Source organism: Niallia sp. Sow4_A1, from assembly GCF_052116745.1.
Taxonomy (GTDB): domain Bacteria; phylum Bacillota; class Bacilli; order Bacillales; family Cytobacillaceae; genus Niallia; species Niallia hominis.
On record NZ_JBQKKM010000018.1, the window covers coordinates 17,657 to 33,333 of the forward strand.

General features: G+C 34.9%; 10 protein-coding genes. 2 read left to right on the forward strand and 8 right to left on the reverse strand.

Features of this window, described 5'->3' with window-relative positions; all coding sequences use genetic code 11:
- Nucleotides 1-181: 181 nt before the first annotated feature.
- Complete coding sequence (locus tag ACTQ5K_RS11610) at nt 182-1,324, forward strand: SpoIIE family protein phosphatase (RefSeq protein ID WP_031539161.1); 1,143 nt, start codon at nt 182-184, stop codon at nt 1,322-1,324.
- 100 nt (nt 1,325-1,424) lie between these two features.
- Here ACTQ5K_RS11610 and ACTQ5K_RS11615 read toward each other — a convergent pair whose 3' ends face one another.
- The 8 genes from ACTQ5K_RS11615 to ACTQ5K_RS11650 form a co-directional block, all read right to left on the reverse strand.
- Nucleotides 1,425-2,282: a CheR family methyltransferase gene (locus tag ACTQ5K_RS11615; RefSeq protein WP_031539415.1), complete on the reverse strand. Its 858-nt coding sequence runs from the start codon at nt 2,280-2,282 to the stop codon at nt 1,425-1,427.
- Between the two features lie 13 nt (nt 2,283-2,295).
- Complete coding sequence (locus ACTQ5K_RS11620; protein ID WP_441993945.1) at nt 2,296-5,079, reverse strand: ATP-binding protein; 2,784 nt, start codon at nt 5,077-5,079, stop codon at nt 2,296-2,298.
- A gap of 546 nt (nt 5,080-5,625) precedes the next feature.
- Complete coding sequence (locus tag ACTQ5K_RS11625; RefSeq protein WP_441993946.1) at nt 5,626-8,112, reverse strand: helicase-related protein; 2,487 nt, start codon at nt 8,110-8,112, stop codon at nt 5,626-5,628.
- A gap of 353 nt (nt 8,113-8,465) precedes the next feature.
- Nucleotides 8,466-9,407, reverse strand: coding sequence for an ABC transporter ATP-binding protein (locus ACTQ5K_RS11630; RefSeq protein WP_031539418.1), 942 nt, complete (start codon nt 9,405-9,407; stop codon nt 8,466-8,468).
- Nucleotides 9,404-10,459: an ABC transporter ATP-binding protein gene (locus tag ACTQ5K_RS11635; RefSeq protein WP_031539419.1), complete on the reverse strand. Its 1,056-nt coding sequence runs from the start codon at nt 10,457-10,459 to the stop codon at nt 9,404-9,406. The genes ACTQ5K_RS11630 and ACTQ5K_RS11635 overlap by 4 nt, the downstream gene beginning before the upstream one ends.
- An 18-nt stretch (nt 10,460-10,477) precedes the next feature.
- Nucleotides 10,478-11,632, reverse strand: coding sequence for an oligopeptide ABC transporter permease (opp3C, locus tag ACTQ5K_RS11640; protein ID WP_031539420.1), 1,155 nt, complete (start codon nt 11,630-11,632; stop codon nt 10,478-10,480).
- Nucleotide 11,633: 1 nt separating this feature from the next.
- Nucleotides 11,634-12,563, reverse strand: coding sequence for an oligopeptide ABC transporter permease (gene opp3b, locus ACTQ5K_RS11645; RefSeq protein WP_031539421.1), 930 nt, complete (start codon nt 12,561-12,563; stop codon nt 11,634-11,636).
- A 154-nt stretch (nt 12,564-12,717) separates the two neighbouring features.
- Nucleotides 12,718-14,385, reverse strand: coding sequence for a peptide ABC transporter substrate-binding protein (locus ACTQ5K_RS11650; RefSeq protein WP_109768065.1), 1,668 nt, complete (start codon nt 14,383-14,385; stop codon nt 12,718-12,720).
- A gap of 564 nt (nt 14,386-14,949) precedes the next feature.
- Here ACTQ5K_RS11650 and ACTQ5K_RS11655 point away from each other — a divergent pair.
- Nucleotides 14,950-15,312: a DUF3899 domain-containing protein gene (locus ACTQ5K_RS11655; protein WP_235250977.1), complete on the forward strand. Its 363-nt coding sequence runs from the start codon at nt 14,950-14,952 to the stop codon at nt 15,310-15,312.
- Nucleotides 15,313-15,677: the final 365 nt, after the last annotated feature.

Below are 15,677 nucleotides of genomic sequence, written 5' to 3' on the forward strand. Positions count from 1 at the left end.
CAATCTAAGAGAACTCTTATGTTGCGATGTTTTTTTCTTTTCCATTCTATAATACTTATAATTATTATTATCCAATAAAAATCTGTATAATTATAGTTATATACACTTGATGGTTTTAAATAAAATAAGGTATACATAATTTATTTCTTAACATCATAATAGACAAGGAGTTATAAGAATTATGACTATTCTTTTAGTAGATGACAATACTGTCAATCTATTTGTAATGGAAAAAATACTAAAAAACGCTGGGTACGATGATTGTGTTTCTCTCTCTTCAGCCCAGGAATTATTTCATTATTTACAACTTGATGCTCCGCTTTCGACAGGGAATAGTGTGGATTTAATATTGCTCGATATTATGATGCCAGAAATCGATGGCATTGAAGCTTGTAAACGCATTAAAAAGATGGAACACCTCAAGGATATTCAGATTATCTTTGTAACAGCATTAGAAGATAAGAATAAGCTCGCGGAAGCCTTGGATATTGGTGGTGTAGATTATATTACAAAACCTCTAAACAAAATCGAACTCCTCGCAAGAATACGCGTTGCTCTACGGTTAAAGGCAGAGCTGGATTGGCATACTCAACACGAAAAAAAAATTCAGTATGAATTAGACTTAGCAACACATGTACAAAGAAGTCTTTTAAGTGCCCCTTTAGAAGATGAACATATGCATATTGAAGTTTCTTATTTGCCTTCCTTTAATCTTGCAGGTGATATGTATTATTGGCATAAAATTAATGATCACAAATATGCAATTATTTTATTAGATATGATGGGACATGGAATATCCGCTTCTTTAGTGTGCATGTTTATCTCTTCTGTCCTGAGAGAATCAGTTAAACAATTAGTGAAGCCAGATCTTGTTATCAAAGAATTAAATCGCTATATGACCTTATTAAAAAATGAAAAAGAAGGTCTTCCATTCTACTTTACGGCAATCTATTTAGTAATAGATACAGAGAAGAAAACAGTGGAATATGTCAATGCTGGTCATCCTTATGGATATATGCTAATGGATGAAAAGGAAGTAGTTGCATTAGAACAAGGTACTTGCGCAGTAGGATTTTTCGATGAAATGGAAATTAATACAAAAGAAGTTACCTTTGAAAAAGATGTACAAATCATCCTTTATACTGATGGTGTCTTAGAAGCAATGGGACCGTGTGAATTTGAAGCCGAAAAGAAAATCCAAGCAATTTCCTCCAAAAGATGGGAACATACCAGCTCCGTAATGGATCACCTTCTAACAAAAGAGCAACAGTCTAATCAGCCAGATGACATGTGTGTATTAATGATCCAAGCAAAAGGCAAATAATTAACACTTTACTTATTTCTTTAATGAGTACATAGTAAATAAAAAGGATTTCTCCTAAAGAGAAATCCTTTTTATTGTTTTAGAAGAGCTCCTATAAATCTTAGTAGATTTTCTGATAAAGTCTTTCTCCACCAGCAAGCTCTCTATATTTTGGCATTACATCAACAAAGCTTAATGTCTCTTTATCTCCTAAACCAATAAAGCCATCTTTACTTAAACTTTCATAAAATAGATGATGCACCTGGTTTTGGAGCATGGGATTAAAATAAATGAGTACATTTCTACAAATAATGACATGAAATTCATTAAAAGATTGGTCTGTTACTAAATTATGTTGGGCAAATATAATATTTTTCAATAGATCAGAATGAAAATAAGCATATTGATGGTCTGTTTTATAATATTCCGAGAACGCATTTGTTCCTCCTGCAAGCATATAATTCTTAGTATATGCTTGCATTTTATGTATAGGAAATACCCCTTTGCTTGCCTTTTGCAGTACATTTTCATTCATATCTGTTGCATATATAACTGCCTTTTCCTTTAGCCCCTCTTCTTCCAATAAAATAGCCATCGAAAAAACTTCTTCCCCTGTAGCACATCCCGCATGCCATATCCGGATTTCATCATACTTTCGTAAATGTGGGATTACTTGCTCTCTAAATGCACGAAAAAAGCTTGGATTCCTAAACATTTCCGTTACATTGATAGAAAAATCATTTAAAAGCTGTTCCAGGAAAACCTCTTCATGAATCACTCGTTCAAGTAGTCGTGTAATCGTAGGAATATTATCCATTTTCATTCTATAGTAGATCCTGCGTGTAATAGAAGACCGGTTATATTGACGAAAATCAAAACCTGATAATCGAAATATCCCTTCAAGCAGCAGATCCACTTCTATATCTGCATGATCTGGATTCTCTACCTCGTGTTCGTTATTCAGGAATGGATTATTCATAACCGCCTCCTCCTTACTTAACTAGCCATACTCTTAGAACAGAATATAATTGATCTAAATCTAGTGGTTTACTAATATAATCTGATGCGCCTGCTTCCAGACATTTCTCGCGATCGTTTTTCATTGCTTTAGCAGTCAATGCAATAATAGGTATTTCGGTCAAGTTCATTGTTTGACGAATAATAGTCATTGTTTCATAACCATTCATATTTGGCATCATAATATCCATTAGAATCACATCTAAGTCAGGTGTTTCTTCAATAATTCCTAACGATTCTTTTCCATTGTGTGCAACAAGGACGTCCATCCCTATTTTTTCAAGGGTTGTTTTAAGAGCAAATATATTGCGGTTATCATCATCAACAATCAATACTTTTTTCCCTTTAAATACATCATCATGCTTGTCACTAGACAACATGATTTCCGCCTTTCTTTCTTCCTCATGTCTCTGTTCTTCTTTATCTATTTCAAATCGAGCCTCTTGCTTTTTCACTTCCATTGTAGCTGCAACATTTATATCACTAATATTGAGCTTTGCATCAGCTATTCCATTAGGAAGACTTGGAATCGTTAAGGTAAATGTACTTCCTTTTCCTTCTGAGCTCTTCAAAGAAATCCATCCACCTAGTAATCTAGCAAATTCTCTACAAATAGATAGTCCTAGACCAGTACCACCATATTTACGTACAGTGGCCCCATCTGCCTGCTGGAATGTTTCAAAGATTAATTTATGTTTATCTCTCGGAATGCCAATACCGGTATCCGAAACCGAAATTTCCAGCCATTCTCTGCTTAATTCTTTCATGCTTCGACTTATCTGTTGCTTTTTCTTAATATTTAAAGAAACGGATCCACTTTCCGTAAACTTAAAGGCATTGGATAATAGATTTTTTATAATTTGTTGGAATCTCTTTTCATCTGTATACATAATATCTTTAAGTGTTTCCTGCTTATGTATAATAAATTCTACATCCTTCTGCTTTGCAATAGGGGCAAAACTTCTCTCCAATTGTGAAGTAATATCATTAATACTTACCTCACTAAAATGAACATCGAGCTTTCCTGCCTCAACTTTTGAAAGATCAAGAATATCATTTATAAGCGAAAGGAGATCTTTACCAGAAGAATGAATGACATTCGCAAACTCCATCTCCTCTGCCGACAGATGATTAGCGTCATTTTCTGCAAGCATTTCCGAAAGAATTAGAATACTATTTAATGGCGTTCTTAATTCATGGGACATATTTGCTAAAAACTCTGATTTATAATTAGAATTTTGAATGACCAATTCGGTTTTCTCTTCCAATTCCTCTTTTGCTTTTTCTAAATCTTTTGTCTTCGCTTCCGCTTCTCTTGTTCGATCTTCTAGTTGTTCATTTGTAGCCATCAGTTCTTCTTTTTGCATTTGCAACTCTTCAGACTGTGATTGTAATTCCTCTGACTGTGTTTGTAGTTCTTCAGATTGTACCTGTAGCTCTTCGGTCATGGCTCTAGATTCGTTTAATAAGCGAACAATTTCCATTCTACCCATAATACTATTAATCGTTACTCCAAATGATTCTACTATACCAACAATCAAATCTTGCTGAAGCTTTGTAAATTCAGTCATCGTCGCAAGCTCCAAGACAGCAATAACGTCTCCCTCAAACATAACGGGTACAATTATAATGCTTCTTGGTGAAACATCCCCTAAACCGGTTGCGATTAAACGGTAATCATTAGGTATTTCCTTATAGTGAATCATGCGCTGTTCTTTTGCACTTTGACCGATTAGTCCTTCTCCTAATTGAAAAGTGTCTCTGCCAATCGCCTCGCCTGATTCTGCGAACGTTGCGGCCTTTACATACATTTCTTTCTTTTGTTGTGCATCCTTTACATAAAATGCTCCAAAACTAGCATTTGTTTTTTTAGCCAATTCTGTAATAAATGTATTGGACAAAGCTTCAATAGAAGCAAGCCCTTGAAATTTCATCACAATATCGGCGACATTAGACTGTAGCCATTCTCTCTGCTCTACATTATCAAGAAGCAGATTAGTCGCTACAGCAAGCTCTTTTATTTCATCATTCGTTCGCACATGTATGCGTGTATTAATGATGCCTTTAGATGCTGCAATCGTACCTATAGTGCCTGTCACTTCTTTAATCGTTCTAACAATGGATTTAGAAATTTGACTAGCAATAATAATCGCAACAAGGGAAATCAAAACTAATGCACCAAATAGACCAATGGTTACAGTATTATTTTGGGCATCTAATTTTGCTGCTTGCTTAGCAGATGCAGTCTTTTCTGTATCTCTGAGTGAATTAAACTTCTCTGTAATATCATTTATATACTCTCGACCAGAATCTGACTCAAAAAAAGCATTTAGAGCATCTAGATTATTCTGTTCTTTGTATTGGATGGTTGGCTCGCCTGCTGTGTTAATCCAATTTTCAATATTATCTTTTATTTCTAATAAATTTTCCTGCTGTGCAGGTTTATCTTTCATTAACTGATAAAGTTCATCAAATTGCGCTTCCCAGTTTTCCTTCCCATCGTTATACGGAATTAAGTAGCTTTGGTTACCTGTTATTATAAATCCACGCTGACCTGTTTCCATATCTAAAACACTTTTTTCAATGGAAGCAGTTAATTCCTGTATGCGAGAATCATAATTAATAATCGAGTTACGTTCCTCTTGCAAGGATCGAATTTGATTATTGAGCAAAATTACCGACACAAGTAAACAAAGTATAATAACAATGTAGCCAAGGATAATTTTGGAGCGAATTCCGAACTTGAATTTCGATTCCATTTTAATTACCTTCCTTAAATTAGTTTCTATTTTAATAGTATAGTATTTATGATAAAAATGAAAAGGAAATTCGCTCTATTTTCTTCCATTATTTATAGTGTAAATGACTTTTGCTTTTGACTCAAACCATCTATTTTAATAAAACTTCTAATCAACAAATAAATAAATACTTGATTAATCGTAGGAAAGAGGCTGGGACATAAGCATTTCAACTAATAATAGACACGAACTTTTATATAGTTATAATATACATAAAAGTTCGTGTTTATCATTTGGGAAAAAGGTTTAAAAACGAATTGAAATAGAGCGGAGGACGCTCGACTCCTGCGGGAAATAGAGGAAAGGCTGAGACCCCGTAGCGCAATGGAACGACTTAGTTTTTACACTTGATATATTTAAAAACATAGATAACCAACATGAGAAAGTAGCTTTATTTAAGAGCTAAATTAGAGATTGTTCTTATTAAAAATTATTTATTTAGTTTTATCCCAGCCTCTTCTTTTTCCCTTTCTCTGTCAGCAATATGCAATAGAATACTACTCCAAATTATGTTCTATGAAAACAATCATTACAGATAGAAAATTTAAATCTAGATGACAGCTCTTTTCCACACTTTCTACATGTTTTAACACGCTTTTTCCCTTTAATTCCAGCTTTCAAATGATCATTTATTTGATCACTCAATTCTCCTCTTAACTTTTCCCAATAATATGCTTCTGTTCTTCTTTCCAATTTATATAAAAATAATAAATGAAGGCCGATAGCCTTATACGATAACTCTAACTCCTCCAAGCTGTCTGTTTTTAGTTTAGGTTCTGGTAAATCCTTATTTTCAACAATTGCCTCCATATTGATTTTCCATTGAGCACGTAAGGCTGCTTCACTTGTTGCAAACGGAAGCTTCAAGAAGCTGAATAAGTCATGTAAGGACATTCTAGCTTCCACCATTGTATCCATTATCATTTCATATAATAGTACTTCCTCTGCTAAGGATGCCTTTTTTGTTCCCTCTGGACTTTTAAAGTGTCCCCATAAATAGAAGAAAAGCCCAAGGTTATTAGAGTACTTTTGAAATCTTTCTAATACAGCATTAGTCGGTGCAATCGTAAATCCATAAAGATCATTATCCTTTTTTTCTAATAAATACTTCATCTTTTTACGATCGCTTGTAAAAGCAACTCTGCCAATATCGTATATTCCTTTTCTTCCTGCCCTACCTGCAATCTGCTTCACTTCCTGAGAGCTTAACATCCTTCTTCTTATACCGTCAAACTTGTCATTTTCTAAGAATACGATTCTTCTTATCGGCAAATTAAGCCCCATTCCAATGGCATCTGTGGAAACAATTACCTTTGTTTCTCCTTCAATAAACCGCTGCATTTGTTTTTTTCTAGCTTCTGGAGGCATACTTCCATAAATTACACTTACTTGCCAGCCATTTCTTTGTAACTCAGAAGCCGTTTCTAATACACCTCTCCTTGAAAAGCAAACAAGCGCATCTCCTTTCCTTGTTTTGCTCAATTGAAATAAATCCCCTTCTATTTGTAACGGCGTATCCCTACGATACTCGTGGACTTCCACATTTGCATCGCCTAGTAGCTGCAGAAGCATATTTTTTGCATGTAGACTTGCGATAATATGAATCTCTTTTGCATTTGCCTTCGTTATTGCTCGATACCATGAAAATCCCCGTTCCTTATCTGCAATCATTTGGGATTCATCGATAACCACTACGTCATAATATTCTTTCTCATGAAACATTTCTACTGTACTAGACTGATGTTGTGCCTCTAGTACAAGCTTTTCCTCTTCCCCTGTTTTAAGAGAGCAAGGTACACCTTGCTGATTTAGTTTTTCATAAATCTCTAATGCCAGCAATCTTAATGGAGCCAAGTATAAACCACTGTCTGCCTCCATCATGCGATTAATTGCTTGATACGTTTTACCAGTATTCGTTTCTCCGGTATGCAATACATATTTTATATTTCTACTAGTTGGAGGATAGTATTCTTTACCAAAAATATCCTCAATCATTCTTGCTTCTTCTTCTTTTCGCCGCCTTTGTTCCTCGCGATCCTCCGCTTCTTTCAGTTCTTTTCTTTTGCGATCCTTCTCCATTATCTCCTTATGAATCTCCATATCAAAAGGAATATCTAATAGCTTCTCTAAATCAATTATATATTCAGGAAATAAATCTTCTAGAAACTCTCCTGTAATTTCTTTAAGTAACGGCGTACTTGCTTCTAGTAAAAAGGAGTTGGATAAGGATTGATTAAATACTTCTTGATATTCCTCCTTTATACGTGTTGGTAGTTTATCTTTTACCCATGAAGGAAAAAAATCAATGAGATGTTGAAAAATTAAATTTTCATATGTTTCTGTTCTGTCTTCTAAAAAGTAAAATTGGTTATAAGACATGTCCATTTCATTCGATAGATATTCTTCAAACGTTATTTCCATGGAAGGCAAAATAATCCCATTTCTATCGATCTCAACAGCAATATTACATCCCGTTAAATAGCGTATATAAAGAAAAAGTTCCTCATAATGTTTCTCCATTAATTGTTCTATATAATAAGAGAATTTAGCGGAATATTTACGCTTCCTTTCCAAATCATTATTTTCCTCTACATGTTGTAAGTAGATTTTCCGTATCTCTTTATATCTATTTTCCCATTTCTCTTCATGGTCGCCTATATGTGCTTTAAGCCAACCCTCATATGAAAATACATCAACATCTCGAATTTCATTTCGAAACAATCGATTTATATCCTTTTTATTAAGATCACTGATATCAAAACCTTTACTAGTAAGATAATCCTTTTTTTCAGAATAACGAATATGGCTGGCAGCTGTATTAATCCATGTGTTTAACCATATTTGCTCGATAAACACCTTTCGATCAGCCATGTATTGTTCAAAGGATGGTTTAGTTTCTTGTTTTTCTAAATACTTATTTACGTCATCCATGATAAGCGTTTTTGTTTGTTGAATCGCTTTATCATATTGGGATTTTAATATTGAATTGACCATTTATGAACTCCTATAATATATATTTCCACTCTTCTTTTACTTATTTTCCTTTATTTTAGCGTAGTCATGTAAATTTTTTAATATTTTTTGGATTTTCTTGTGTTTTTTGATGGGAGTTTTACTATTTATAGAGAACACAGCCTTCCTTTCTACGACAAGATACTGTTTAGTCAAGTAAGGGTATGTCGGTTTTTATCGTTTTTTAGAAAACGATTTTTCCTCCATTTAGGATTACATATGTAATGATAGGGGAAAGAAAAAGAATACAGATTCATTTCCTGAGAAATGAAAAAATCCTTGCATCTTGGCAAGGATTATTTGGGAGGTCTTCTTTAATAGATTAAATTTGATGCTTATTTTTTCTTTAGGCTCAATTCTCTTTTGTACTTCTCTAACTCTTTCGTAGTACAACGCACAAAGTGACCTGGAGTAATTTCTCTTAACTCTGCTGGCTCACTAGTGTCATGTACGGATGGATCATAAGCGATTCTTGTACGTTCACGCTCATAACGTGGATCTGGAAGCGGAATTGCCGATAATAATGATTTTGTATATGGATGAAGTGGATTATCATAAAGCTCATCTGCTTCTGCTAACTCAACCATATTTCCCATATACATAACACCAATACGATCACTTATATATTTAACCATAGATAGATCATGGGCAATAAATAAATAAGTTAATCCACGTTCCTTTTGTAACTTTTTCAATAGGTTAACAACCTGTGCTTGAATAGAAACATCAAGTGCAGAAATTGGCTCGTCACAGATGATGAAATCTGGCTCTACAGCTAGCGCACGAGCAATCCCAATTCTTTGTCGTTGACCACCACTGAATTCATGTGGAAAGCGTGTAGCATGCTCTTTGTTCAATCCAACTACTTCAAGTAATTCTTCTACTCTCTGACGACGTTCTTCTGGTGTTTTTGCAAGCTTATGATTATCAATACCTTCTGCAATAATATCCAGTACCGTCATACGCGGATTAAGAGAGGAATGAGGATCCTGGAAAATCATTTGCATTTTTCGGTTAAACTTGCGAAGCTCTGCATTTGATTTTTTTCCATGCACATCTTCGCCTTCAAATTTAACTTCTCCACCTGTTGCATCATAAAGACGGATAATGGTTCTACCTGTTGTAGACTTTCCACAACCAGATTCACCAACAAGACCAAATGTTTCTCCCTTAAAAATGTCAAAGGATACACCGTCTACCGCTTTAATGATTCTATCTCTACCAGCTGAAAAGTGCTTTTGCAAATTCTTTACTTCTAATAATTTTTCGTTAGTCAACTTTTTTCACCGTCCTTGCGACCTGTTTTGGAGAAACCAAGCATTCTTTGTTTAACCGCTTCTGGTGGCTCAATCTTTGGTGCATCTTCATGTAATAGCCAAGTTGCTGCATAATGTGTATCAGAAACTTTAAACATTGGTGGTTCCATCACTGTGTCAATTTCTAGTGCAAATTGATTTCTAGGCGCAAACGCGTCTCCTACTGGAGGCTTTAACATATTTGGTGGGCTTCCAGGTATAGCAAATAGTTCTTCATCCTTACTATCAAGTGTAGGCATTGATCCAATTAATCCCCAAGTATAAGGATGCTTTGGATTATAGAAAATATCATCTACTGTACCAATTTCAACAATTTTACCAGCATACATAACAGCTACGCGATCAGCAACATTTGCTACTACACCAAGGTCATGGGTAATAAAAATAATCGCACTCTCCGTTTTCTTTTGAATGTCCTTCATCAATTCAAGGATTTGAGCCTGAATCGTAACATCAAGTGCTGTAGTTGGTTCGTCAGCAATTAAAATCTTCGGATTACACGCAAGCGCAATTGCTACAACCACACGTTGACGCATTCCGCCTGAAAATTGATGTGGAAATTGATTAATGCGAATTGCTGGCTGTGGAATGCCTACTAATTCAAGCAACTCAAGCGCACGTTTCTTAGCGTCAGCTTTATTCATGTTTTGATGCTTGATTAGACCTTCCATGATTTGATTCCCGATTTTCATTGTAGGATTCAAAGAAGACATTGGATCTTGGAATACCATAGAGATATCTTTTCCGCGAATTTTTTGCATATCCTTCTTCGATTTTTTAATAAGATCTTCGCCTTCAAATAAAATTTCTCCACTTTTTATAATACTTTGTGGTTCAGGAAGAAGTCTCATTAAAGCATTGGAAGTAACGGATTTACCAGAACCGGATTCTCCTACAATTGCTAGTGTTTCCCCTTTATTTAACTCAAAGCTAACACCGCGAACAGCTTGTACTTCACCGTTGTAGGTGTTAAATGATACTCTTAAATCTTTGACTTCTAATAATTTACTCATTTATAAACACCTACTCTCCTATTTATGCATTTTTGGATCGAATGCATCACGCAAACCATCACCTAATATATTGAATGCAATCATTAATACTGATAATACAGCCGCTGGGAAAACTAGTAAATATGGGTACAATCGTAAATTGGCAAACCCTTGCTGAATTAAAGCACCTAGTGAAGCATTAGGTGGGACAATACCAAGTCCGATAAAGCTTAGGAATGCTTCGAAGAAGATAGCTCCTGGAATGGAGAACATTGTATTAACAATAATAATACCAGTTATATTCGGAATTAAGTGTCTTCTAATTATCGTACCATTTGATGTTCCTAACGTTCTAGCAGCAAGAACAAATTCTTGATTTGTTAGCTTTAATACTTCGCCACGAACAATACGGGACATACCTATCCATCCTGTAATTGCTAATGCAATAACAATGGAGACAATACCAGGCTGGAGAATAAGCATCATTAAAAGAATTATTACTAGGTTTGGAATCCCTACTAATATTTCTGCAATACGCTGTAATACGTTATCAACTCTTCCGCCATAGAAGCCAGAGACACCACCGTATGTTACCCCAATTAATAAATCAAGAATTGCAGCAACAAATGCAATGATTAAGGATACTCTTGTACCTTCCCAAAGTCTTGTCCATTGGTCACGACCAAGTGTATCAGTACCAAACCAGAAATAGGTATCATCCATCTCCTTTGCTTCATAGATATGAAAGGTTGCTTTAACAGCAGCAGAATTTCTTGAACCGTCTCCTTCTTCAAGGACTTTAATATCAACAAACTCATCTGTACTTTTATAACGAGCCATTGCCTTTGTAGTTGCATCTTCCACATCAGTGCCTTCATATCGACCTGATAATGTACCATTTAGACCCAACCAAGAAACATTCTCTAATAATGGCACCCTAGGCGGAAGCTTTGCTCGAGAAAGTTCCTGATCATCGTTACCATAGTCATTCATACTTGGACCAATTATACTCATAATAATAATTAACAAAATTATGAATATGCTAACTATAGCAGGCTTGTTTTTCATTAGCGTTCTTCTTGCATCCTGCCCAAAGGTTCTACTTGGTGCCGTTATTTTTTCACTAACATTTTCTTCTTGATTAAGAGGCTTAAATAAATTCTTATCAATTTGATTAAGATTTTTCTTTTCCATTTTATTTATTACCTCCTGCAATTCTAATTCTAGGATCGATTAATCCATATAGGAGGTCAATAATTAATATAATGATTACAAACCCAAAGGCAAACAATAATGTTGTCCCCATAATTGTCGGATAATCATTTACATTAACAGATGATACAAATTGCTCTCCAATTCCAGGAACAGCAAATATTTGCTCAATTACTAAGGATCCTGTCATTAAGCCAACCGCCATTGGCCCAATTACTGTAACTAAAGGAATCAATGCATTACGTAATCCATGCTTGAAAATAATTCCTGCTTCACTAACTCCTTTTGCACGAGCTGTCGTTATATAATGTGAATGCAGAACCTCGATCATTTCAGTTCTAGTGAACCTTGCAGCTACAGCTAGTGGTGAGATTGCTAGTGCAATAGTTGGTAGAATCGTATATTCAAACCCATCCCAAAGCGCAACAGGTAGTAAGTCCCATTTCACCGCCAAGAAATATTGTAATAGTCCTGCAAATACGAACGATGGAACTGATGTCCCGAGTACCGCTATAATGGTGGATGTAAAATCGATTGGACCATTCCTATAAATAGATGCTATTAAGCCCAGTAGAATTCCAACAACAGTTCCCAGCACTAAAGCCTGTCCACCTAAAAGCGCAGAAGGGCCAATTTTAGACGTTAGAATATCTGTAACCGGCGTATTATCAAATGCAAACGAAACCCCTAAATCCCCCTGCACTAGGTTTCCTAAATAACGTACATATTGAACAGGAATCGGATCGTTCAAACCATATTTTTCCAATATAATTGTTTTTTGTTCTTCACTTAATTTATCGTCAGCCTTCAGCGGACTTCCTGGAAGGAACTTCATCAGGAAAAAGGAGACTGTTGCGATAATGAACAGTGTTATTAACATATACCATAAACGTCGAAGTAAGTATCGAGCCATCTGTGCACCTCCTAATTTTCTTTGTTTATTATAGCATAATAATTTATTTTTGCTATAATCAGAATTTTCCTACTCAAAAATACAAGAGAGTATATGCTATAAAAGCATACACTCCCTCTTATTTCATAGCATCGAATTTTTCAAAAAAGCGAAATTACTCTTCAGCTCCAATAGATACCCATTTGTATTCATAATCTGGTCCAAATGGATTTTCAATTAAGCCATGAATTTTTGGAGATGATAGGAATGCGCCAGCACTTTGATATACAGGAGCGATTGCCGCATCTTCAAATAGAATCTTTTCAGCCTCTAAGAAGTTTTGGTAACGAGCTTCGTTATCTGTAGCAAGAGTAGTTGTTGTTTCTTCTAACAATTTATCGTACTCTGCATTTGAGTAACCCATTTTGTTATTTCCGCCATCTGTAATCCATAAGCTTAAGAAAGTGTATGGATCAAGGTAGTCAGGACCCCAACCAGCTAATTGAAGATCGTAGTCTTGATTAGTATCTAAATCTAAACGTTGTTCAAATGGTACTTGTTTTAGAGTTACTTTTAATCCTGGTAGATTTGTTTGTAATTGGTTAGCAAGATATTCGTTCATTGTTTTAGATACATCTGTATCTCCGCCTAGGAATTCGATTTCTACTGAATCAGTTCCTAATTCTTCTAAACCTTTTTCCCAGAATTCTTTCGCAGCAGCAGTATCATATGTTACAAGATCTCCACTAACTTCGCGGAAATCACCACTACCGTCAGGCATTGGAGTAAAGTCTGCTGGAACTAGACCATTAGCAGCTAAAGAACCATTATTTAAAATTGTATCTACTAAAGCCTGTTTATCAAACGCACGGCTGATAGCTGCGCGAATATTTTTATTAGCAAGCGCTTCGTTTCTTGTTTGATTTATTTTCAAATAGAATACAGAGTTTCCTGCTTTAACTGTATAATCTTCATCAGAAGAATATTGGTCAACTAAGTCTGAAGATAAACCAGTACGGTCTACTTCTCCTTTTTCATAAAGGTCAACCGCTGTTTGAGCTTCTTTTACTACTACATAATTAATCGTTTCTAACTTAACTGTATCTGCATCCCAGTAAGTATCGTTTTTAGCAAGATTCCACTTTTGAGATGTACTTTCCCAGTTTTCTAATTTGAAAGGACCATTAGCTAATAGATTTTCAGAGCTAGTAGCGAAAGCCTCGCCTTTTTCTTCAACGAATTTTTGGTTCAATGGTAAGAATGTACCAAAAGTTGTTAAAGATTCAAAATAAGGTGTTGGGTTAGCAAGTTCAACAACTAGAGTATAATCGCCGTCTGCTTTAACTCCCAAGTCTTCAACTGGCATATCACCTTGGCTAATTTCTGCAGCGTTTTTAATTACGCCACCCATCATATATGGACCGTACTCAGAACCTGTATCAGGATTTACAGCACGTTGCCAAGCATAAACGAAATCGTTAGCAGTTACAGGATCTCCGTTTTCCCATTTTGCATCTTCACGTAACTTGAACGTCCAAGTTAAGCCATCTTCAGATACTTTATGGCTTTCAGCAATACCTGGTGTAACTTCTCCGCCTTCACCTAAACGATTAAGACCTTCCATTGTAGCACCTAAGAATTGGAAACCATATTGATCTGTTGCCATTGATGGATCCATAGAAGGAATCGCATCTCCGTTAATTAAGTTTAATACTTGTTCAACATTTTCTTCTGATGAACCATCAGTACCTTCAGACGCGTTATCATCGCCGCCAGAACATGCTGCTAAAAATACACTCAGTATCAATGTAAGTGAAAGCAGCCAAGTTAATTTTCGCTTCATTAAAAAAGACCCCCCATTGTTATATTATTCTGTAAATTACATCTAAAAAAGAAGCTAAAGTGAGTATACTATTATTCTAGTAGAGTTGTAAAGACTAAATATAGAGATAATTTCAAATATTGCTATAGTGTGCTAGAGTGCTTTTGCATTATAACAACAAAGATAGCGCTTACTTTTATATTAAAATTCTAAAAATTTATATTAAAAATATAGCAAAAGATATGGCAAAAGAACGATTAATTGTTAAAAATATCCATATCTCAATATACTTTTCTCCCTGAAATTAGAAGACAGTATTATTATTGTAGAATTTCATAATAGGATATATTTACATTATTAGTTCTTTTCTTCCTTAATATTGTAAATAATAATCCGATTCCTCCTAGATTAATTCAACTATCTTTCAACTATATAAAAATGAAGGTGACACTCTTTTTGACTATTTGATAGTATATATGCTCAATATTTTATAGTCATATGGCTTCCGAAAATGTACATTCTATAAAAGTTAGGTTAAAATACGATTATTCGTGTTGCAAACATACTTAGTAAAGGTGAATAAACATGCTTAATAAAAAATGGTCTCTATTTCTAATAAATATCTTTATAACGGGAATTCTTTTTTTTATTTTTTCTTCTGAATATACTTTTGTTTCTTATATAAATACTGTCTTTTATCTTACTTTCTCTTATATCGTTGTTTTTCTATTTCAATATATTGCAAAAGGAGGCTTTTTTGACGGAGTAACGTTCAGCTTCCGAAGATTCCATCACGTGATTCTTAAAAATGATGACTACTTGGATGAATGGAAGGAAAAACCACTTCCATCTCAAAAGTTTAACAAAAGGTTTTACGCTACAATTAAATTTCAAGTACTACTTCTTTTGATTTATCTATTCATTTTGCTTTTCATTCACTATATTTAATACTACTGTTTTTATAGTCCTTTTTAATGAAGATTTTCCCATTAAAGAGGCTGGAACAAAACTAAAAAACTAGTCTTTAAAGACGAACAATCTTTAATTTAGCTCTTAAATAAAGCTACTTTCTCTTGATGGTTATCTATGTTTTTTAATATAGTTAAGTGTAAAAATTCAGTCGTTCCATTGCGCTACAGACGCACGATGCGCCGGGGAGGAAGCTGAGCCTCCTCGCATGCTAGGGCACTGAAAAACTGCAATATAATCATAATTGTTGGTGGCCGACTTATAAATTCGGGTATTTCATTTGTTTTCCGAGGCGACAGCTCGCTTTCCATGGGGCGAGCGCCGAGCCGCTTCGTCACTGCGTT

Bases quoted from the DNA above. Each gene is read 5' to 3' on its own strand.
- ACTQ5K_RS11610 (WP_031539161.1), top strand. From the start codon at position 182: ATGACTATTCTTTTAGTAGATGACAATACTGTCAATCTATTTGTAATG.
- ACTQ5K_RS11615 (WP_031539415.1), bottom strand. From the start codon at position 2,282: ATGAATAATCCATTCCTGAATAACGAACACGAGGTAGAGAATCCAGAT.
- ACTQ5K_RS11620 (WP_441993945.1), bottom strand. From the start codon at position 5,079: ATGGAATCGAAATTCAAGTTCGGAATTCGCTCCAAAATTATCCTTGGC.
- ACTQ5K_RS11625 (WP_441993946.1), bottom strand. From the start codon at position 8,112: ATGGTCAATTCAATATTAAAATCCCAATATGATAAAGCGATTCAACAA.
- ACTQ5K_RS11635 (WP_031539419.1), bottom strand. From the start codon at position 10,459: ATGAGTAAATTATTAGAAGTCAAAGATTTAAGAGTATCATTTAACACC.
- opp3C (WP_031539420.1), bottom strand. From the start codon at position 11,632: ATGGAAAAGAAAAATCTTAATCAAATTGATAAGAATTTATTTAAGCCT.
- opp3b (WP_031539421.1), bottom strand. From the start codon at position 12,563: ATGGCTCGATACTTACTTCGACGTTTATGGTATATGTTAATAACACTG.
- ACTQ5K_RS11650 (WP_109768065.1), bottom strand. From the start codon at position 14,385: ATGAAGCGAAAATTAACTTGGCTGCTTTCACTTACATTGATACTGAGT.
- ACTQ5K_RS11655 (WP_235250977.1), top strand. From the start codon at position 14,950: ATGCTTAATAAAAAATGGTCTCTATTTCTAATAAATATCTTTATAACG.